18 protein-coding genes are annotated in these 21,248 nt (G+C 65.1%); 5 read left to right on the forward strand and 13 right to left on the reverse strand.

What is annotated here, in order from left to right; translation table 11 throughout:
• Nucleotides 1-76: 76 nt before the first annotated feature.
• From FHS28_RS06335 to FHS28_RS06370, 8 genes are all read right to left on the reverse strand, one after another.
• Complete coding sequence (locus FHS28_RS06335) at nucleotides 77-556, reverse strand: hypothetical protein (protein ID WP_088449794.1); 480 nt, start codon at nucleotides 554-556, stop codon at nucleotides 77-79.
• A 2-nt stretch (nucleotides 557-558) separates the two neighbouring features.
• Nucleotides 559-1,686, reverse strand: a complete 1,128-nt coding sequence (locus FHS28_RS06340; protein ID WP_088449795.1) for a hypothetical protein — start codon at nucleotides 1,684-1,686, stop codon at nucleotides 559-561.
• 288 nt (nucleotides 1,687-1,974) lie between these two features.
• Entirely contained in the window at nucleotides 1,975-2,418 is a 444-nt protein-coding gene (locus FHS28_RS06345; RefSeq protein ID WP_184294287.1) for a RidA family protein, read from the reverse strand.
• A 132-nt stretch (nucleotides 2,419-2,550) separates the two neighbouring features.
• Nucleotides 2,551-3,120: a LemA family protein gene (locus FHS28_RS06350; protein WP_088449797.1), complete on the reverse strand. Its 570-nt coding sequence runs from the start codon at nucleotides 3,118-3,120 to the stop codon at nucleotides 2,551-2,553.
• Between the two features lie 73 nt (nucleotides 3,121-3,193).
• A complete protein-coding gene (locus FHS28_RS06355) occupies nucleotides 3,194-6,187 on the reverse strand; it encodes a glycoside hydrolase family 48 protein (RefSeq protein ID WP_088449798.1) in 2,994 nt (997 codons plus the stop codon).
• A gap of 103 nt (nucleotides 6,188-6,290) precedes the next feature.
• On the reverse strand, nucleotides 6,291-9,242 hold the full coding sequence (locus tag FHS28_RS06360; RefSeq protein WP_088449799.1) for a glycoside hydrolase family 9 protein: 2,952 nt from the start codon (nucleotides 9,240-9,242) through the stop codon (nucleotides 6,291-6,293).
• Between the two features lie 366 nt (nucleotides 9,243-9,608).
• A complete protein-coding gene (locus FHS28_RS24555; protein ID WP_088449800.1) occupies nucleotides 9,609-11,153 on the reverse strand; it encodes a methyl-accepting chemotaxis protein in 1,545 nt (514 codons plus the stop codon).
• Between the two features lie 76 nt (nucleotides 11,154-11,229).
• Complete coding sequence (locus FHS28_RS06370; RefSeq protein ID WP_088449801.1) at nucleotides 11,230-13,311, reverse strand: S9 family peptidase; 2,082 nt, start codon at nucleotides 13,309-13,311, stop codon at nucleotides 11,230-11,232.
• Between the two features lie 79 nt (nucleotides 13,312-13,390).
• Between FHS28_RS06370 and FHS28_RS06375 the strand changes: the two genes are divergently transcribed.
• Nucleotides 13,391-13,723 carry a hypothetical protein gene (locus FHS28_RS06375; protein WP_184294289.1) on the forward strand — a complete coding sequence of 111 codons (333 nt, stop codon included), beginning with the start codon at nucleotides 13,391-13,393 and terminating at the stop codon, nucleotides 13,721-13,723.
• A 245-nt stretch (nucleotides 13,724-13,968) separates the two neighbouring features.
• Here the strand turns inward: FHS28_RS06375 and phaR are convergent, their stop codons facing one another.
• The 3 genes from phaR to FHS28_RS06390 all read right to left on the reverse strand — a co-directional run bounded on the left by phaR (nucleotide 13,969) and on the right by FHS28_RS06390 (nucleotide 16,810).
• A complete protein-coding gene (gene phaR, locus FHS28_RS06380) occupies nucleotides 13,969-14,559 on the reverse strand; it encodes a polyhydroxyalkanoate synthesis repressor PhaR (protein ID WP_088449802.1) in 591 nt (196 codons plus the stop codon).
• 150 nt (nucleotides 14,560-14,709) lie between these two features.
• Complete coding sequence (locus FHS28_RS06385; RefSeq protein WP_088449803.1) at nucleotides 14,710-15,750, reverse strand: LacI family DNA-binding transcriptional regulator; 1,041 nt, start codon at nucleotides 15,748-15,750, stop codon at nucleotides 14,710-14,712.
• A 139-nt stretch (nucleotides 15,751-15,889) separates the two neighbouring features.
• A complete protein-coding gene (locus FHS28_RS06390) occupies nucleotides 15,890-16,810 on the reverse strand; it encodes a beta-1,6-N-acetylglucosaminyltransferase (protein WP_184294291.1) in 921 nt (306 codons plus the stop codon).
• Nucleotides 16,811-17,005: 195 nt separating this feature from the next.
• Between FHS28_RS06390 and cynS the strand changes: the two genes are divergently transcribed.
• The 4 genes from cynS to FHS28_RS06410 all read left to right on the forward strand — a co-directional run bounded on the left by cynS (nucleotide 17,006) and on the right by FHS28_RS06410 (nucleotide 19,199).
• A complete protein-coding gene (cynS, locus tag FHS28_RS06395; protein WP_088449805.1) occupies nucleotides 17,006-17,449 on the forward strand; it encodes a cyanase in 444 nt (147 codons plus the stop codon).
• 22 nt (nucleotides 17,450-17,471) lie between these two features.
• Nucleotides 17,472-18,071, forward strand: coding sequence for a flavin reductase family protein (locus FHS28_RS06400; protein ID WP_088449806.1), 600 nt, complete (start codon nucleotides 17,472-17,474; stop codon nucleotides 18,069-18,071).
• 123 nt (nucleotides 18,072-18,194) lie between these two features.
• Entirely contained in the window at nucleotides 18,195-18,650 is a 456-nt protein-coding gene (locus FHS28_RS06405; protein ID WP_184294293.1) for a universal stress protein, read from the forward strand.
• A gap of 93 nt (nucleotides 18,651-18,743) precedes the next feature.
• On the forward strand, nucleotides 18,744-19,199 hold the full coding sequence (locus FHS28_RS06410) for a universal stress protein (protein ID WP_088449808.1): 456 nt from the start codon (nucleotides 18,744-18,746) through the stop codon (nucleotides 19,197-19,199).
• 112 nt (nucleotides 19,200-19,311) lie between these two features.
• Here the strand turns inward: FHS28_RS06410 and FHS28_RS06415 are convergent, their stop codons facing one another.
• Both FHS28_RS06415 and FHS28_RS06420 read right to left on the reverse strand, forming a co-directional pair.
• Complete coding sequence (locus FHS28_RS06415) at nucleotides 19,312-20,214, reverse strand: universal stress protein (RefSeq protein ID WP_088449809.1); 903 nt, start codon at nucleotides 20,212-20,214, stop codon at nucleotides 19,312-19,314.
• Between the two features lie 10 nt (nucleotides 20,215-20,224).
• On the reverse strand, nucleotides 20,225-21,244 hold the full coding sequence (locus FHS28_RS06420; RefSeq protein WP_088449810.1) for a zinc-dependent alcohol dehydrogenase: 1,020 nt from the start codon (nucleotides 21,242-21,244) through the stop codon (nucleotides 20,225-20,227).
• Between the last annotated feature and the right edge of the window lie 4 nt (nucleotides 21,245-21,248).

Here is a 21,248-nt window from a genome sequence, read left to right on the forward strand (position 1 = left end):
GTGGGCGGCACGGTACAGGTTGCTGATTCCATGTGACCGTTTCAAGAGATGGCCTCTCCCTTGGCGCCGGCAAGGATCACCTCGCGTGCGGCTCGTCCAGCACCTCATGCTCCACCGAAGTTGCCAAAACCCACCCACTCAGCCCATAGGAGCTGGAGAGTTCCACGCACATCACCCCTCGAGCCGACAAATGCTGAAACGCTGCTTCGACGGACTCCGACGCATCCGCACCGGATCGTGACCCGCCGGTCCAGAAGAGTGGCCAGCCCCACTGGCTGGACTTGGTGAATGTATCCGCCCATTGCTCCAGGAAAGGCCGCAGCGGAATTTCCTCGAAGGCATAGACGATGTTGCCACGCAGGTCATGCTCCAGGAAGTAGCCTTCCACGCCTTCGAAACGCAACTGCACCCGGCTGCCGCGGGCAGGCTCATCAGATCGTGTACCGGATGAGTGTCCGGGCATGCTCTCAATTGGCGATTCAAGGTGGAACACGATGGCCCGGCGTTTGCCATCCACCGAATAGCCTGTGATGTGGAAATCGTGCCAGGTGTGCATGATCAGGTCTCAGAAAGCCGTTGCAATGCCTTCAACCGGATGCGAGGTTCAGCATCCCATGCCGCCTCCTGCAACAGCCCGGGCGTGATGTCATAACCTTCATTGAGCGATTCCTCCACCGCTCGATGGCGACATATGGAACAAGGCGAATGCTCGTAAACCCACTCAAGCCCCTGCTTCGCTTCCCCGCCGGGGTGGGCTTCACACACGTCCAGCAACGGACCACACAGCTGTTCGACACCGTCGTCGCCCAGGGTCGAACATGCCCTGCCGTCCACCAATCCTTCCAAGTCTCCGGCTTGGAAGTTCTGCACCAGCAGGGCGAGCCCCTTGGCGAGGTGCCCTTCCGCCATGAATCGAAGGGCGTCCGCCCGCACACGCAGATGGCTGCATCGGCCAAGAACGCTGATGGCGAGGCGACTCAGTCGCTCGTCCTCATGGTGAATCCATTGCAGCAGGCGATCATCAAAGCGCGGCAATCCGCGTGGCTGATCGAACACCCGCAGCAGTCGGGTCACTTGGCGCGGATCATTTGAACGGACCAGTGCCTCGAAGACGATCTCTCGCTGCTGGTCATCCGCCACCCTCCCCCATCGCATCAGCCATCGGCAGGGGTGCAGCGGATGCGCCTCTAGGTAGGTGATCACCTGCGCCGCCGAGAATCCGGCGCCATCGACGGACGATGGCGGTTCGGCGTTGGGCTCCAGCCTCGGCAACCGGTCGAGGAACGCCTTGACCCTGGCGTCCACATCGGCCCGCAGTGCCATCAGCGCGTTCAGCGCTTCGGCGTCATCCAAACCGGCCAGTGCTTCAGACCAGGACTGGTGAAGCCAGAAGGAACGATCACGTACCAATCGCGCGCCGATCGTCCGAGCGACATGCATCCATCCAGTTGCCCCATCGAGTTCCGCCCATGCATGAGCTGCCCGGATCACCTGCGTTGCGGGAAGCCGGTCCAGCGCGACATCCAGCACGCGGCGTGCTTGCGTGCTGCCGCCTTCGGCGATCGCCTGGAGCAAAGCCACCCGGTGCTCCAGGTCACGCTCGTCAGCACCAGCGCATGCCTCATTGCCGGTTTCCACGGCCTCAGCAAGCGCCGATTCGACCGCGACCAGCACGACATGGGTCATGTTCGCCCGCGCCACAAGGTCGACCAGCAGGGAGTGCGATCCGCTTCGCACTGAGGGTCGTACACCCGGCAGATGACGCTGGCCTGGATCACCTCATTCTCGAGCCCATGCACGCCGTGGGTCATCACCTGTTGCATCGCGCGACCGTGGCCTCTTCGCAGTGCAGCTGCAAAGGCAGTTGGAGACAGCGGGAGGCGCTGAGACGTAAGATGCGACAGGTACATCAGGAACGAAGGGGCTGTGACGCCGTCATTGTCGGTGAGACGGCCATACGTGCATAGCACGCGACTATGCGGCGGCCCTGGCCAGCACCACCTCCACCTCCACAAACCAGATCGGATCCATCAACCCAGCCACGAACACCGCCGTCGACGCCGGCCGGTGGTCGCCCAGGTATTTGCGGCGCGCGCGCCGCACCGCATCGCCATCCTGACCGGCCACGATGTAGGTCGTGAGTTTCACGATATCGGTCGGCCTGCATCCGAACGACGCAGCCAATTGAACGATGTTGGCAAAAACCTGATCCGACTGCGCATCAATGCCAGCCGGTGTGCTGCCGTCCGGCCGAACGCCGAGTTGCCCCGAAAGATAAATCAGCTCCGTCCCGGCTTGAACCCGCGCAACGTGGCTGTACAGGCCCAGCGGCGCGTGCACGCCGGCGGGATTCTCAAAACTCAAAACCGGCGATTCGGCATCTTGCATACAGCGGCTGATGTATTGAATGGAAGCCACGACTCTATTCGATTTGAGTCAGCGCCCGACTACACAGCCTCAATCAGTCATTCATTTCAATGGACTCATCGCGGGCAGCCCGACGCTAATGACTGAGCAAGACCGTATCAAGATCCTGTGCGGAATGGGCGCTCATGAATTCATTGTCGCCCACCGCACGAAGTCCGGTCGCTCCTGATAACCCAGCACCGCCGCCGCCACCCGCGTAGGCAGCCGCTGCACACCGGCGTTGTACGCCTGCAGCGCCTGCCGGTATCGCTCCCGCGCGGCATCCACGTCCGCCTGGCCCCGTGTGAGCGATTGCCTGAGCGATTGCACATGCGGATCCTGCGCCACCGCCGGCTCCGCACCCGCGGCCGCCAGCAACCGGAACAGAGTGCCCGTGCATTCCGCGCGCACCTGCTTGTAGCGATCAAAGCGCTGAGGGTCATCGATCAAGGCGGCCGCATTGTCGAACTCGCCCAGCGAGCCGCACCGCGCTCGCGCGCCCGCACGAACGCCTGGGTCGAGCCCCGTCTTCTGATCCACCAGCGCCAGCACCACCGGCACCTCCGCAAACTGGGTCTGCTCGGCGGCGTGCACCTCGGCCCAGCGCGCCAGCACCAGCTGGTCCTTCCGATGCAGCTGATCCGCGGACCAGCCCATCCAGCCGGCCACCGCCAGCGCGGCGGCCACGCCCGTGACGATCAACGATGTCTTCATGTCCTGTCTTTCTCCGGCATTGGATAAAGGGCGGCGCCCCGGAATCACTCCCGGCGCGCCGCCCTGCCCTGCCTCACTTCACGGTGATGTCGCAGCTCTGGCCCACCCAGGTCAGCCCCGTCGGCACCGGCTTGGCGCCCGAATAACTGATCTGCATGCCCAGGTCCACCGAGCTGTTGGGCGCAATCGTGCCGTTCCACGCCACCGGCGTGATGGTGATGACGCGCCCATTCACCGAGAAGGTGCCGCTCCACGAATTGCTCAGCGTGAAGGCATTGCTTTCCGTAAAGCTCAGCGACCAGTTGCTCAGCGGCGTGGTGCCGAGGTTGGTCAGCCGGATGCTGGGCACCTGGCCGCTGCCCCAGTCATTGCTGGTGTCGAAGACCACGGCGCAGTTCTTCACGTCGTTGTCCACTTCCGTGGCCGTGACCGTCCGCGTGGCGGCATTGGCGGCGCTGATGCTGATGGTGGCCGCCCCGTTGAGCGAGTCCGCATCCTTGGCCGCGGCAAGCGTCACCGTCTGCGCCGTGTTCCAGTTGGCCGGCGTGAAGACCAGGTTGGCGCCCGCGGACACCGAGATGTCCGTGTCACCCGCGGTGCGAGCCACGGTCACCGTGACGTTGCTTGTCGGGGCCGCTGCCAGCTTCACCGTGAAGCTCTGGGTGCCCGTCTCCGGCACGGACACCGCCGAGGCGGACACGACCAGTTCCACCGGCACCACGATGTCCGAGTCCTGCTCCGTCGCCAGCACGCTGGCGCCATTCAGGCCGGTGGCACTCAGGGTGAATGTGGCCGAGCCGTTGACCGCGTCGGCATCCTTGGCCGCCGTGACAATGACCGTCTGCGCGGTGGCGTAGTTGTCCGGCGTGAAGACCAGCGACGGCGTGGACGTCGCCAGATCCGGATCACCGCCTGCCGTCTTGGCCACCGTCACCGTGACGTTCCCGGACGGCTTTTCGGACAAGGAGACACCGAAGCCCGCCGAGCTGCTCTCCGGCACCGTCAGCGTCGTCTTCGACACCACGATCGCGGGGCCCGTGGCAGGGAACAGCCGGCCGTAGTCCGCCTGGGCCAGCGCAATGTCGGCCTGCGCCCAGAAGCGGTGGTAGATCCAGGTCGGTTCGGCACCGCCCGCCAGATAGGCGCTCAGCTTGGCGAAGTCCGGATCCTGCTGGTACTTCGGTCGGATGCTCAGGAAGGTCGCATTCGAATCAATGACCGCGCCCTGCGCATTGGTACCGGTCCATCCCGGCGGCACATAGACACCGTCGCCGGTCGCGGCGTTGTAGGGATCATCAAAGCGCAGGTAATCCTTGCGCTTCTCTCCCACGGCCAAGCCCTTGGCGTCCTGATACTTGGCCCACATGCGATCCAGCAGCTCGCGCGCCATGGTCTTGGCGGCTGCATTGCCGGACTTCGCCGCGTAGTAGGTCAGCGTGCGGGCATAGGCAGCTGCGACACCCACGTCGTTGGTGAAGTCTGTCACCGTCACCCGCAGATTGGCATTGGCGCCCGGGCTGGCCGGATTCCAGGTGTCGGGCTTGCCGGACCATTGCAGCGAATTCGGAATCTCGTAGCTGCCGTCTGCGAGCAGTCGGGTATTGGCCATCGCCCACGCGGCCCACTTGTCCAGCAGCGCCTTGGCCTGCGCATCATTGCTCACGTAGTAAAGCTCGGCCACCCGGTGCATGGACCACACCTGGAATCCAAACCAGGTGTTGGAGGCTGGGTCGTGATAGACCGGCGCCTCGTCATAGAACATGCCGTAGAAGGTCGGCGTGCCAGCGGGCGGCTGTTCGTGATTGCCGTTCCAGCTGTTGGTCGCGCCGCCGGCAATCGCACCGTCAGCCGATTGCAGCCAGCGATAGAACTCCATCTGACGCTGGTAGCTCTTGCCCCAATCGCCGGAGGCCGACGGCGACAGCGGCTTGAATGCCGGCTGGGTGGACAGGGTCCAGGCCACCATCGGATTCTGATAACCAAAGTGGTTGTGGCTGGAGCTGATGCGCCACGCCCAGCCCGCCGACGAATCCAGCGCACCGCCCCAGGCGTAATACCAGGACATCAGGTAGTGCTGGTTGTCCCGAAGGCCGTTGGCATCCGCGGCACCGGAGCCGCCCGGGCAGGTCGTCGGACCCACGCAGTTACCGATGCGTTTGAAGTATTTGTCGAACATGGCGTAGCGCAGGAAGTCGCCCATCTTGGCGGCCTTCTTGACCAGGTCCGCCACCTGCGCCCCCTTGCCCTGCTCGGTTGCCCAGACATTGGCCCAGTAGATGGCCTGAATGGCGCGGCCGTCCGCATCCGGCGCATTGGTGTAGCGCCATTGCTTGGCGTAGTTGCTGTCGCCGGTGAACAGGCTCAGGAAGCCCTGCGTGCCGCCGTTGCGCCCCCATTTGAAGGTCTCGCAGGACGGATGCGGAATCGTCTCCCACACCGATTCCTGCGCGCCGCGCTGGAAGGTGTTGATATAGGCCGGCTTGGTCACGCCGTCCCCGCAGCGCCCATACCCATACCAGTTGTCGACGTCCATCAGCCAGTGCATGCCGTAGATATCCCGGTTGCCATAGGTTGCGGCCAGCTCATTGCCGATCGGGTCCTGACCGACCGGTGTGCCGAATTCCAGCGGCGACGGATAGTTCTTCGGCAGCGCATATTCCCCGGCATACGAGGCCGGCTTGCTGGCGTTGTAGAAGCTGTTGGTGGGCTGGTCCGCCTGGGCCGGAATGATGTACTTTTCCATGTTGGCCCAGGCCGCGTTCAGCGGGCCCCAATCGCCGGTCACCCTGCCGTATTGAGCCTCCAGCCAGATCCAGAAGCTGTAAGCCTCGGAGGTGGTTTCATGGCCATGGTCCGGCGCTTCGACGATCAGCGTCTCCACCGAGTGATACGGCACCCCCTGCGGGCTGAAGTAGCCGTTGGCGGGATTCTTGATCTTGTTGTATTGCTGCAGGAAGCGCTGGTTGTAGTCCGTCTGCGCGTGGGCGCCGAAGGCGGCGACCAGGGCGGCCGCGAGCAGGACTCTGCGGGGCGCCTTGCGGGAGGCCTTGCGAAGGAACTGAATCATGGTTTGTCTCCTGATGAACCCGTTTTTCGGGCGTGAGTTCCCCCTGGACCCGTCGCGGTGAACGACGGGCCCTGAGGGTGATGGGGGAAGCAGTGAAAGGGCCTTACTTGATGACGACCTGGCAGCTCGCGCCCGTCATCACGACGGCGCTGGGCGTGGGCTTGGTCCCGCTGTAGCTCAGCTGCATGCCGGCATCGGTGTTGCCGCCAGCCGCCACGGTGGCGTTCCAGGTCTGCGGCGTGAAGCTGACCTTGGTGCCGGTGGCGACAAAGGTGCCGCTCCAGCTGTTGCTCACCGTGATGCTGTTGCTCTCGGTGAAGCTCACACCCCAGTTGCTGATCGGCGTGGTGCCGGTATTGCTCAGCAACAGACGGAAGACCTGCCCGCTGCCCCAGTCATTGCTGGTGTCCAGCGTGAGCGTGCAGTTGCTGGAACCGCCACCGCCACCGCCACTGCCGACGGGCGTGGCCGAGACCGGATCGGAGACCGTCACACCGGCGCTGTTACGCGCCCCCACCTTGTAGAAGTAGGCCGAGCCATTGGTCAGGCCGCTGTCCACATAGCTCAGGGCACTGAGACCGCTGGCCAGGGACGTGTAGCTGCCGGTGGCGCTGCTGGCGCGGGAGACCTCGTAACTCGCCGCACCGGTGACAGCGGACCAGCTCAAGGTGACCTTGCCGTCGCCGGCCGCCGCCGTGGGCGCCGGCGCTGCCGGCGGGCCAGCCGGCGTGGTGGCGGATACCGCATCGCTGACGGCACTTTCCCCGGAGTCGTTGCGGGCGCTCACCGTGTAGTAGTAGCGGGTGCTGCCGGCCAGGCCGCTGTCCACATAGCTGGTGCCGGTGGGCGATGCAAGCAGTGCAAAGCTGCCCGCCGTTCCAGTGGTGGAGCGCTTGAGGGTGTAGCCGGTGGCATTGGCGGTGGCCGCCCAGCTCAGGCTGATGCTGCCGATGCCGGCTGTGGCCGTCAGGCCGCTCGGCGTTGCGGGCACCGGCACGGCCACGCCACCACAGGCGGTGGGTTCATTGCCCCAGACCTTGCGGCCATTGTCATACAGCGTGATGCCACTCACCTTCAGCGGTGCGCTGCCGGTCGTGCCCAGCCCTGCATACGACGGGTCATTGGACGGATTCCAGAAGGTGGTGCTGTCCGGTGCCGCCAAGCGGATCTGGATCTCCTTCTTGTAGGCGGATTGCCCACCCGGATAGACCTTGGTCCCGGTGAAGTCGCCCACGGCATAGAAGATGTTGCTGCTGCCACAGCGCACCAGGCCACGGGCGACGCCGCCGTCGCTGTAGTTGGCACTGACCTTGATGTCCGCAGCCGTGCGACCGGCTGCAAACACTTCGCTCAGATCGACGTAATAGCGCAGGCTCAGCTTGTCAGTCACCCGCGCCGGCCAGCCGCTGCGGTTGTTCACCACCGCCTTCACCTCGGTGTAGGTGGTGCCGGCGCTGTTGAGCGCGGCCTCGACGAAGTACTCGTCATCGGTCGGCACCTCCGCCTGCGGGAAGTTGGCCAGCGGCACGCTTCCGGGGAAGAGCTGCTGGGCACCGGCCAGCACGCCCACGATGGACGCGTTGTAGTCGATGGCGACTTCGTTGGAGACGTAGTCCGAAATCGAATCGGTGTAGGCGTCATTGGCGCCGGGCCCCCCCACCAGCGCGCCATACAGCACGTGGCGATGATTTGCCGGTAGCGTTTGACTGTCCGCCCACGATCCATGCGCGGTGCGATGGTGCGGATGCTGCGGCGAATTGGCGCCAAAGCCGATCAGGTAGCTGCTGTTGCGTGGGTTGCTGCCCAGCGCATAGTTCAGCTGCTGCATCGCAAAGTCGCGATAGCGCTGTTGCTTGGTGCTGTCACTCACGTCCTTGGCATAGACCATGGCAATAAATGATTCGTTCAGCGCATAGCGCAGCGACCCCCATTGCGACAGCCAGGCCAGGCCGCCCGGGGTGTAGGTGACGCGCTCCCCTTCCGATGTGCCGGTGGTCCAGTAGGCCAGGTTGCGCTCGATCGCATCCTTGTACTTCTGCTTGCCGGTCAGGCGCGCCAGCAGCAGATAGCTGCCGTAGTGCTTGCTGTCCCAGTCCTGCGTCCACTTGTAGGGCAGATAGGCGGTCTGGCCCTCGGAGCCGAAGCCTCCCGCACCAGTGGTGACGAAGCTTTCCGCCTTGGTGAGGTAACTGGCTTCGCCGGTGGCGCGATAGAGCCAGATCGCCCCCCAGGCGAGTTCATCAAAATAGCCCGACCAGGAGTTGTAGTAGCCCTGGGCATCGGTGATGCATTCGACGTACTTCTGGCGCTTGGTGTCGGCCAGGTCGTACAGCTGCCTGGCGTGAGTGAGCAGCGTGGCTGAATAGCTGGGGTCGCTCGTCTTGAACACCATGGACGCCGCCGCCATGGCCGCGGCTGTTTCGCCGGCCAGATCGGAGCCGCCGCAGGTCGCGTCGATCTTGTAGGCCGGCGCCTCCTTCGGATAAACCTCCACCGGCCCCCACCAGCTGTGGTCGGTGCTGCCGTTGCCTACCTGGCCGTACAGCACATTCGCGCTGGGATGGGCCTTGATGAAGTAGTCATTGATCCAGCGCAGATTGCGCAGCAGCGCATCGTACTGGCCGGCGTCCTTGTGCCCCGCTTCGAACTCCAGTGCGCCCCAGGCCAGTTGCGTGGCGGTCGATGCCGCAGGGAAGCCGAACTTCACATGATCCCCCGCGTCATACCAGCCGCCGCTGAGATCCAGGCCCACGTCACTGCCGTCGGTCAGGCGTGAGTCGCCACGCCAGCTGACGCGATTCCATTCCGGCTTCTTGCCGGACTGCTGCGCTTCATAGAACAGGATGGACTTCTGCAGTGCCTCTGCATAGTTGTAGGCAGGCGCTGCGGCGGCCTTGACGCCGCTGCTGGTGGCCAGCGCTTTGGCACTCGGCCCGGCATCGGCACTGGCGGTGCTTCGAGTCTGGTCGCCGCCGCCGCAGGCCGCCAGGGTGAGGGCCAGGCATGGCGCGGCCCATCGCGTCCGTCCACGACGCGTCTGAATCAGGGTACTCATACTGCTTGTCTCCGGGTGTTGCTGTGGTGGTGGAACAGCTGCTCAACACGCATGCAGCTGCCCGCCTGGGCCCCTGATGGGAGCTCCGGGCGCTTCGCTAAACCCCGATGGAAAAACGCTTGGCTCGCTCGTTTTGGACAACGTTGTCAGCTTGAGAGAGAAAAAAGGCCAAAGGGCTTGGCCGTCTCAAACCGCACGTTGTTCTGGCTTCAAGGCGCCATCCGGACAGCGGGTCCGGGGACAGGCCTTGATTGAATGCAATCCGTCAGTGATTGCATTCAGTGGGAGTGATGCTCTTCCGATTTCTTGGACACGTCAACCTCCCCTTGCCAAAACAAACACATGCAACAAGGGTTGTTTCTGACGCTACACCCGGAATACTTGAACTGCCTGGGCCAATCGCTCCGCCTGATTCTTCAGGCTCTCAGCCGCCGCGGCGCTCTGCTCCACCAGGGCGGCATTCTGCTGTGTCACCTGATCCAGTTGCGAGACCGATTCACTGATCTGTCCAATACCGCTGGTCTGCTCATTAGCCGCGGAACTGATCTGTGCGATGAGTGTCGACACGCCCTGAACCTGCTCCACGATGTGCACCATGGCGCTGCCCGCCTGCGCCGCCAGGGTATTGCCGGTGGCAGCGGTTTCCGTGCTCGCGGCAATGAGGCTCTTGATCTCACGGGCGGCCTCGGCCGAACGCTGGGCCAGTTGGCGCACTTCCCCGGCGACGACCGCGAATCCGCGTCCCTGTTCTCCGGCACGTGCGGCCTCCACTGCCGCATTCAGCGCGAGGATGTTGGTCTGGAACGCAATGCCGTCGATGACGCCGATGATCGAGCTGATGCGTGAGGCGCTGCTGTTGATGTCGTTCATCGTGCCGACCACCTGATCCACCACACGCCGTCCCTCGGTGGCGGCCTGCTGCGCCTGCCCGGCCAGACGGCTGGCCTGATGCGCGTTGTCGGCACTGGTGCGCACCGTGCCGGACAGCTGCTCCATCGACGATGCGGCCTGCTGCAGGCTGCTGGCCTGCTGCTCGGTCCGCTGGCTGAGGTCCGCATTGCCGCTGGCAATCTGGGTGGAGCCGGACACAATCGATTCACTGCCGTCGCGGACGGTGGAAACGATGCCGGTGAGGTTGTTGTTCATCTGCTGCAAGGCCTGCAACAGCTGACCCGTCTCGTCCGTGCTCGTCACCTCGATGCGGGAGGTCAGGTCGCCCGAGGCCACGGTCTGCGCCACTTGAACAGCGCGTCGGATCGGTACCGTGATGGCGCGGGAGGCTGAGAGCCCCAGCGCCACGGCCAGCGCCAAGGCCACCAGCGTCCCGTAGATCAGGATGTTGCGGGCGATGGTGCCGGTCGATGCAGAGTCGGCAGCGCGCACCGTCAGCAGGTCCCGTTCTTCCTTGTCAAAGGCGGCATGCAGGGCGCGAAAGGCGTCCATCGCCGCCTTGTCCTTGCCGCCTCGGAATTCGGTCGCCAAGTCAGTCGCGGTGCGCGCGCCGGCGCTCACCTGCCGCCGCAGTTCGATCAACGATTGCGCGACGGCCCGGAACTCCCGCGAGCGCGCCTGCATGTCTTCCAGACGCCGTTGCTGCGCGGGGTTGTCGCTCGTGAGTTGGCGCGCTTCGTTCCAGTGTTTGTCGAAGTCGGCGGCGCCGCCGTTGTACGGTTCGAGGAACTGCTCGTCGCCGGCCAGAAGGAAGCCGCGGGTGCCGGTCTCCATGTTCACCATTGCCTTGAGCATGTTCTCGCCCTGGGCGAGCACCTGGTAGGTGTGGGTGGTCATGCCGCTGGCACCCGCCAGTCGGTTGGATGCGATCAAGGCGCTGATCACGCAGATCAGGAACACGGCAATGACGCCACCAAGGGTCAGGGCCAGTCGGCGGCCAATGGACAGTCCGGACAACATCGCACCTCCAAGCCCCGAACGGTCGCCGGGGATGGAAGGAATGCGGCAACTTCAATGCCGTACGGCAAGCATCCGTTCACTCTTCCGGGCGACTCGCCACCTTGATCCACTGCTGCAACCATTGAACGATCCGGCTGTGCCCGTCCAGGCGATGAGAAGGCCGTCCCTTGCCCAAAGTGTGATGGTCCCCGCCGGGATACAGCACCATGGCTGCGGTCGTCCCCGCACGTCGCAGCTTCACAAACATCTCTTCCGACTGGCACTTCGGGCATCGCTCATCGTCCTTGCCCTGCAGGAACAGCGTGGGCGTGCGGCTCTTGCCGATATGAGCCATGGGTGACAGGGCCACCATCAGATCACGGCTCGTTTCGGGGCGGCCTTCCATGGAGAACGGGTCCGCGTAATAGCCGCTATCCGAAGTGCCGTAGTGCGTCTCCAGATTGCCCACGGGCGCGCTTACCACGGCCGCCCGGAATTCATCGCAATTGCCGGTGGCATAGGCGCTGAAATAGCCGCCGTAGGACGACCCGGCAATGGCCACCCGCGCATCGGCCAGTCCCTCCTTGCGCAGCGCAGCGATGGCGGCACGGTGCTGTGGCAGGTCCAGTTGACCCCACCGGCGACGCAGGCGCTCGCTGAAGCGTCGCCCATAGCTGGCCGACCCCACCGCATTGAGCGCCAGCACCGCCCACCCCTGGCTGACCAGTACGTGCCAGTAGAGCGTGGTGGCGAATTGCAGCATCACATAGCTCGCCGGTCCGCCGTGCACGTCCACCAGCAGCGGGCGGCATCGGGGCGCACCGGCGGGCGTCATCAGCCAGCCATCCACCGGCTCATGGCCGCCCTCCCCGTCCGGCAGCTGGAAGGTCCGGTACTCCACCTGCATGGGCAGGCGCTGGCGCCACCAGGCATTGAAATCAGTGAGTGGGCGACAGTGGCGTCCGTCCAGGTCGCAGCTATGGACTTCGATGGGATGGTCGATGCCCTCTTCCACATAGACGATCAGGTCCTGGGCCGCCATCAGAGTGACATGTCCGGTCTCCGGCGTGAATAGCGGCGTCACTTCACCGCTGCCCACGTCGATGCAGACGATGCGCTGCAAACCGCGCCACGCCTGGATCGCCCGCAGGCGACGGCTGTCCGCATCCCAGTAGAGAGGGCCGGACACAAGCTCCGCCGCGTCGTCCGCGCGAGGGTCGCCCACGCCGCGCACCACTCCGCTGCCCACCTCCACCTGCCACAGGTGCATGATGGGGTCGCCGCCGTCCTCGGCGCCCATGAAGGCGATGGTGGCGCCATCCGGCGACCAGGCGGGCCACGAGGCGGTGGCGACCGTGGTGGTCAGGCGTCGCATCGGCGGGAAGGGTCGATCGTGGGGCCCGATGTCCAGCACCCAGACGTCCTTGCAATGCGACTGCTGCTCGACCTCCCGACTGCGGGTGAAGGCCAGCCGCTCGCCGTCTGCGGACCAGCAGACATGGCCCACGTCGTAATCGCCTCGGGTGAGCAGCGTGGTGGCCCCGCAGGCGACGTCCAGCAGCACGATGTGAAGCCGCTCATCGAGGATGTAGCCGCTGCCATCCATTTTGTAGGGCAGGCGCCAGACCACTTCCGGTGCGGACGAAGGGGCTGCTGCGCGGGTGGGGTCCACTGCCGCAGCGCCTTCAACCTGCTGATCCGGATCCACATTCATGGCGCAAATCAGCGCCAGTTGACGGCCCCCGGGGCGCCAGACCAGATCGACGACCGCCGCTTCGAAGCGTGTGAGCTGCCGCGCTTCTGCGCCGTGCCCATCGAGCAGGTAGACCTGCGGTGTCCCCCCATGCCGATCACTGAGGAAGGCAATGCGCCCATCGTTCGGTGCACAGCGGGGGCGTGTCTGATGGCCCGCAGTGAAGGTCAGCTGGCGAGGAGCTGTCGCGGCCCCAGGGTGCAATGCGGCAGTGCCGGCAGCATCCGCAAACCCGCCAGATGCTGACAGTGCTGCGGCTGCATCCAGCGGCAACTCCCAAAGCTGGGATTGATAGCCATCCTCGGAGGCCAGCGCTGTCTTGACCGCGCAGATTGCGCTGGCAGCACCCGAGCGAAGGTCGATGGATTCGACGCGCTGTTCATGGAACAGGTCCCGTGGTTCAAACGGCGTGACGGAAGCGGTCATCTTGGCTCTCCAAGGCTGCAATGAAAAAGGCCGGCCATTGCGGACCGGCCTTTCATCAGGTCAGAAAGACTCAACGGTCTTGGCGCTGTTGATTGCCGTCTTCCCGTTGCTGACCGCCTTGCTGACGCTGCTGGTCGGCGCGGTTCTGAGAGCCTTCTTCACGCTGCTGACCCTGCTGGGGCTGCTGGGTCTTCCCTTGGGAGCCCTGGCCCTGCTGACCTTGCTGCCCTTGGCTTTGCTGGTTCTGCTCACGCTGGCTGCTGCCAGAACCACCTTGTTGCCCTTGCGAACCTTGATTCTGATTGGATTGCTGAGTCATGCTGGTCTCCATTTGGAATCATTGGCACATGCCAACAATCACAGGGATGCAACCCTGGTGCCGCACGAAAGCCATGCAGCGTCCATATCTTGAAATGCCGATGAACAGGGGCCTGGCGCCCATTCGTTGCCCATGCGCCACGCATGCTTGCCAGGGCAAGTGTGTGATCTCTGCGGCAGGGATTCCAGAATCGGAAAGTTCGTTGAAGGTCCCGCCGTTCGGACGGTGGACTCGTTCATGGAACGGTCGTCGCGAAAGGGGTAGAGAGGGGGGCCAGCACCATCCCGATGCCGAACCCCCAAAGGCGGAGCAACGTCGCTATCGCCCGCGCCGCTGGCTTACTTTTTGGGCGGGAAGCCTGGCATCCCTGGCATCCCTGGCATTCCCGGAAAGAGGCTGCCCGCTTTCTCAAACTGCTCCTGCATCTGCAGGAACAGGTTCTTGGACTGCTCCAGATAGTTGCCCATCAGGCCCTGCATGACCGGCGCCTGCCCGCTCATGAACTGGGACCACAATTCCGGATTGAAGGCCGCGCCCTGGCTGTGCTCGGCGAATCGGGCCTGCATCTCGGTGAAGGTCTGGAGATTCTTTTCCAGATAGGCGCCCATCATCCCCTGCATGGCATGGCCATAAAAACGGATGATCTGCGCCAGCAGCGGCGTGGAGAACATGGGCATGCCGCCCATTTCCTCTTCCAGGATGATCTGCAGCAGGATGGAGCGGGTCAGCTCCTCGCCCGACTTGGCATCGCGGACTTCGAACTCGGCGCCCTCCAGCACCATCTTCTTCACGTCCGCCAGCGTGATGTAGCTGCTGGTGTGGGTGTCGTAGAGCCGCCGGTTGGGATATTTCTTCAGGACGCGCGGGCCTTGGCTCCGCCCGGCCTCATCGGTGCCAGGGGCGGATTTTCCGCGTCGGGCCGTCACCATGTTGTCTCCTCTTGGGGGGTATGGGCCCATTCTAGGAGGGTGGCTGTCGGCGCCCTGACACGTGTTTTCCCCTGATGTGCGCGTGGCGGTGCATCGGGGCGTGCATCTTTCGCGTCTCCTGCACGAAGTTGGGGCTCGGTGCGGTGATGCTCAGGTGCTGTCTCGGGCAATGATCTCGAAACCCACATCCACGTGCCGCTGCTGCACCGGTTCCGATTTGCGCTCGGCCCGCTCGATGATGAAGCGCGCCGCCTGCCGGCCAATCGCCGTGCCGTCGATCCGCACGGTGGTCAGCGACGGCGACATGTCCGCCGCCATCGCCAGATCCCCGAAGCCGATCACGGCCAGATCCTGCGGAATGCGCAGCCCCCGCGCCTGCGCTTCCAGCATCACACCGACCGCCAGCGAGTCGGAGCTGCAGAACACGGCGTCGATGTCCGGATGTGCCTCGAGCAGTTCCGCCAGACCCCGCCGACCGCTGCCCAGTGTCGTGGGCGTCTCCATCTTGGCAATCGGCACCTCAGGCACCCCCTGCGTCATCGCCTGCTCCTGGAAGGCGCGGAACCGGCGCTGGGCCCGTTCATCACTGCCCGCCACACCGGCCAGCCGCCGGTAGCCGCGCTGCACCAGGAAGTCCGCCACGCTGCGTCCCACCTCCACATGGGAGAAGCCCACCAGCATGTCGATCGGGTCCTCGCTCTGGTCCCAGGTTTCCACCACCGGCACACCGGCCGCACGCAGCCGCAGACGGGTGTCGGGCGAATGGCTGGTGCCGGTCAGCACCAATCCGTCCGGACGACGGCCGATCATCGCGTCCAGCCAGGCATCTTCGCGGGCGTTGTCGTAGCCGGTCTGGCCCAGCAGCACCTGATAGCCGGCCTCGAAAAGCGCTTCGGTCAGGCTCTGCACGGTCTCCAGAAAGACCAGGCCCGCGATCGTTGGCACCGCCACACCCACCATCCGGCTGCGCATGGAAGACAAGGCCCCGGCCAGCAGGTTGGGCACATAGCCGGTGCTGCGGACCGCTTCGGTCACCCGCGCGCGCACCTCCGCCGACACCTGGTTCGGTGTGTTCAGCGCGCGGGACGCCGTGATGGGGGCGACGCCGGCCAGCTTGGCAACGTCACGCAGGGTGACGGCGCCACTGCCTTTTCGGCGACGGGGACGGGGGAAGCTCTCGGCATCAGACATGGGCGCAGATCATAGAGCGCACAAGTACCCTGCCAGACGGGCCAGGCCTGTCTCCCTCTGAGGAGATCCCTCCAGAATGGCGTGCGCGCCACAGCCGCCCCATGGAGAACCGGTGGATGGCGCGGCGCGCAACGTCCCTTCAGGCCGTCTTCAGTTCGTCCTGCTCCAGCACGCCGACCCGGTCGCGAAGCGAATCGATGTAGGCGACCAACGCTTCGGAGTCATTGGGGAACTTCCGGGCGAAGAGGATGTCGCCGGGGCCATGGAAGTTGTCCGCGGGAAACCGCCGTTCCCGCATGACATCCTTGACCAGCGACATCCCGAAGGTCTCGGGACTCGCCTTGCCGGGCGACCAGTAGTTGCGTGTGACGTTGCGGACGACCTTGGGCAGGAAGGGTGAGTTGCCCACCAGCGTGTGGATGAAGGTCTCATCCGCGCAGACGGTGGTGGAGAAGTAGCGGGTCAGGGACGGGTGGGTATCGGCGTAGTCGAGCACGTACTGCGCGCAGTCCCGGGTCAGCGCCCACCAGGTGGCACCGCCGTAGGGCCGCAGGCCTTCCAGGTGCTGGTGATAGTCCCGCCATTCCTTCACCAGCCCGGCCTTGAGCAGGGCCCAGGCGAGGTAGCGGAACGGCCCGGGGCGCGGCACGCGGCGCGCGATACGTGCTTCCGGCTTGCCTTCCCGGTCGTTGGGCATCTCGATCAGGTTGATGAATTCCGTGTCGGGCTGCCGGTCAAAGAATGCCTGGATGTAGTGCGTCGAATGCACCGGATAGTCGACACCGCTGAGCAGCACCAGCCGATCCACCCGTTCTGGTGCGGAGAGCGCCGTGCGCATCAGCTCCAGAATGGCCTCCACCTGCGAGTAATCCCCCCAGTGAACCGACACGCGGTGCGGCGTGAAGTGGACGCCGTGGGCCGCGAGGTCCTCGAAGTCCGAGAGGGGCGTTTTCTTGTCCACATGCATGAAGATTCGCGATTGCGGATGCTGCAGGCTACGCACCAGACGGCGGACATGGTCCGGGGCGTTGTGGACCAGGAGCAGGTAAGCGGTGGTCATGATGGGCCTTTCAGGGCTGTTGGAATGGCTCAGGTCGTCGTCCGCGGCGGCAAACCGCATTCCATCCCGCATTCGCGGTGGTCCGTCTGAGGCGTGTCCAGGCCCATGTCCGCATGTCGGGGCTCATCGGGGCCTCTGCGTGGCACGGACCTTGCAGGTTTCCACGCATTCATCCATTGCTCTGGAGCGCACACCTTGAACCGACTCGACGTCACCGAGAAGATCATTGCGACCAAGCTTGCGAAGGGCCTGAAGTGGTCGGATGTCGCCCGCGAGGTGGGGCTCAGCAAGGAATGGGTGACCGCCGGCTGTCTGGGCCAGATGACCTTCGATGCGACACAGGCCGCCACACTGGCCCGGCTGTTCGACCTCACCGAAGCAGAGACGCAGTGGCTGCAGGTGGTGCCCTACAAGGGGAGCCTGCCCACTTCAGTGCCCACCGACCCACTGATCTACCGCTTCTACGAGCTGGTGAGCGTCTACGGCACCACCTTCAAGGAACTGATCCACGAGGAGTTCGGGGACGGCATCATGAGCGCCATCGACTTCCGCATGGACCTGCAGCGGGAGCCCGATCCGAAGGGAGACCGCGTCAGCATCGTCATGAGCGGCAAATTCCTGCCTTACAAGACGTATTAAGGCCGGGCGTTAGCATCCGGGCATGCATTTCTACCAACCGTCTCAAGGGCATGGCCTGCCCCACGATCCCTTCAATGCCATCGTCGGTCCGCGGCCGATCGGATGGATCGCCAGCCAGGATGCGCACGGCGTGCTGAACCTGGCGCCCTACAGCTTCTTCAACGCCTTCAATTACACGCCGCCGATCGTGGGTTTTGCGAGCCTCGGCCGCAAGGACACGGTGCGCAACATCGAGGCCACCGGGGAATTTGTCTGGAACCTGGTGACCCGTGATCTGGCCGAGGCGATGAATGCCAGTTGCGCGGCCGTCGGGCCGGAGGTGGATGAGTTTGCGCTGGCGGGGCTGGACACGGCCCCGTCCCGGGTGGTGCAGGTGCCGCGCGTGGCGGCCAGCCCCGTCGCGTTTGAATGCCGCGTGACCCAGATCGTGCAGTTGCGGACCGCCAAAGGGGACCCCGTGGAGACCTGGCTGACCTTGGGCGAAGTGGTGGGCGTGCACATCGACGAACGGTTGCTGGTGGACGGGGTCTATGACACCGCTGCAGCGCGCCCGGTGCTGCGCGGCGGCGGGCCGGCGGACTATTTCGAACTCGGCGAGAAGTTCCAGATGCGCAGACCGTGACCACCGGGCCGCCGGCCCGCGGCTGTTCTTGAAATTGCGCAATCGCATTGCGCTGCCGGATGGTGCAAGGCATGCTGGGCTGCGATCCGGATGTTCCGGGTCGCTCCCTACCGGAGCCTGCTCATGTACCAACATCTTCTGGCCCCCATTGACGGCAGCGCCACCTCGGGCCGGGGCCTGGCGGAAGCCATCCGGCTGGCACAGGCGCTGGGCGCCCGCATCACGCTGCTGCATGTGCTGGATGTCTATCCCTTCTTCGGTCATTCGGGTTGGAGCGGACAGCTGGAAGCCGACCTGGTGCCGCGCCGCGCGGTGGCGCAGGAAATGCTGGGCACCGCGGCGCTTCAAGTGCAGGAAGCCGGGGTGCCGGTCAGCATGGTGCTCAAGGAATGCCTGGAACCGCATGCCGGCGTGGAGATCGTGCGGCAGGCCCGCGAACTGAAGGTCGATGTGATCGTCATGGGCACGCACGGACGGAGAGGCATTTCCCGCATGCTGCTGGGCGGCGACGCGATGATCGTGCTGCGAGACAGCCCGGTGCCGGTCCTGGTGCTGGGGCCGTCCGAGGGCGAGGCCTGATCGGCCTTTGACCAATCGCAAGCATTGCCGACGTGTCGGGATGACGGCGCGGCCGCCGCGGGAGAACAATGGTTGTGCTCAAAGGAGGACACCATGTTCAGACAAGTGCTTGTGGCGTATGACGGCAGTGCACCGGCGGAATCGGCGCTGACCGCGGCGCTGGACCTGGCGCGAGGCCAGCCCACTGACCTGCTGCTGGCAGTCGTGGTGTCGGACCTGCCGCTGGATGTCGAGATGTCCAGTGGCGCGATGCTGGAGGCCTCGCGGGAAGCGCAGCAGGCGGAAGCGGAACGCATCCTGGCCGTGGCGCGAGCCCGTGTGGCGCAGGCGGATCTCCCGTGCCGCTGCGCGGTGCTGCTGTCCGGCGGGCGTCGCACGGCCGAAGTGATCGTGGACCATGCCGTGCGGGAGCATGCGGGGCTGATCGTAGTGGGCTCCCATGGGCGGCGCGGTGTGAGCCGGGCGCTGCTGGGCAGCGATGCGGAACTGGTGGCGCGGTTGTCGCCGGTGCCGGTGCTGATCGTGAAGACGCCGCCTGCAGCGCACTGAACACCTCCGTGGGCCGAGCCCGCTGAACGCCAACGTGGGCAGAGCCCCGTGAACGCCAACGTGGGTAGAGCCCCGTGATCGCCAACGCCGGCGGCCCGTGCCTCGCTGCCGCTCAATGCGACATCAGCACGGGCACCGTCATGGCATCCAGCAGGGTGCTGGACGCACCGCCAAACAGCGCTTCGGTCCATCTCGGATGGCTGTAGGCGCCCATCACGATCAAATCGGTGCTGAGATCCGCTGCGGCGGACAGCATCGCCTCCCCCACCGGCAGGCGGGTGACCAGATCCTGCAGCTGGGCTTCGACGCCCTGGAAGGCGAGCCACTGGCGCATGCTGTGCATCCGCTGAAGTGAGCGGGCGTCTGCGTTGAGCGTCTCGCCGACGCCTCCACGGCCACCGTCCAGGCTCTCGCCACGGCCCTCCCCCGCCTCTCCCACCCGGCGCCAATGGGCGAGCTGAACCTTCTGCGCACGACGCAGCAAGGGCAGCGCATCGGTCATCGCGCGCACGGACTCGCGGCTGTCATCCCAGCCGATGAGCATTTGTTGCCATTGCAGCGGGCCGCGATGGGTGTAGGGCACCAGCAGCACCGGACGGGCACTGTGCAACAGCACCTGCTCCAGCACGCGGCGATCGTGCCGGTGGCCGGGGTGGTCAGGATCCGGCTGGCTCATCACCAGCAGGTCCACGCAGTGCGCCCGCTCGGCGAAGCAACTGGCCACGTCCGCCTGCTCCGCCACGGCCTCGAAGGAGTTCAGGCGAGACGCCAGGCAGCGACCGCGGAAATCGGTGGCTGCGGTCTCGGCCGCCTCCATGAGCATCGCCCACGCCGACGGCCCCGATTCCACCAGCACGGCCGCGGCCTCCGGCTCACAGGGAGGCTCCAGCAAGCCAGTGGGAGCCAGGCCGATCAGGTGCGCATCGAAGTCCTGCGCCAGACCGATGGCCACATCCACACGCGCTGCGCAGGACGGCGATCCGTCCAGCGCCACCATCACCGTTCGATAGGTCATGAGGGGCCCTTCAGAAGGTCAGTACGGCGCGGCCCTCGATCTGGCCCCGACGCAGCGCATTGAAGATGCCGTTGATGTCTTCGAGCGCATAGTGGGTGGTGTCTGCATGGACCTTGCCTTCGGCGGCAAACGCCAGAGCTTCGTTCAGGTCCTGACGGGTACCCACGATGGAGCCCCGCACCGTCTTGGCGTTGAGCACCATGTCGAAGATGGGCAGCGCGAAGTCCCCTGGCGGCAAGCCCACCATGGACATCGTGCCGCGCTTGCGCAACATGCCCAGCGACTGCGCGAACGACTCGCGGGAGACCGCCGTCACCAGCGCCCCGTGCACACCTTGCAGCTCCCGCTGCAAGGCCTTGGCCGGATCCTCCAGACGGGCATTGACGCAGAGTTCCGCCCCGAGGCGGGTGGCCTGCCGCAGCTTGATGTCGTCCACATCCACCGCCGCGACATGAAATCCCATGGCGCGGGCGTATTGGATGGCGAGGTGTCCCAGCCCGCCGGCACCGACCACCGCCACCCACTGGCCGGGGCGCGCGTCCAGCATCTTCAGGCCCTTGTAGACCGTCAGGCCGGCACAGAGGATCGGCGCGAGCGACTCGAACGACCCCTCGTCTGGCAGATGACCGATGTAGTTGGGATCGGCCAGCGCATATTCCGCGAAGCCGCCATTGACGGTGTAGCCCGTCATCTGCTGGTGGTCGCAGAGGGTCTCCCAGCCGGTCAGGCAGTGTTCGCAATGGCCACAGGCCGTGTGCAGCCAGGGCACACCGACGCGGTCACCTTCACGCACCTGCGAGACACCGGCGCCCACCGCGGCGACGGTCCCCACCCCTTCATGGCCCGGGATGAACGGCAGCGGCGGCTGGACCGGCCAGTCCCCGTCGGCGGCATGCAGGTCGGTGTGGCAGACGCCGCAGGCGGCGAGCTTGACGAGGATCTGACCAGGGCCCACCTCGGGAATGGGGACATCTTCCAGAACCAGGGGTTGACGGTAGGCGCGGACCACCGCAGCTTTCATCTTGGCCATGGCA

The sequence above is a fragment of the Roseateles terrae genome (assembly GCF_014192155.1).
GTDB lineage: Bacteria > Pseudomonadota > Gammaproteobacteria > Burkholderiales > Burkholderiaceae_C > Roseateles > Roseateles terrae.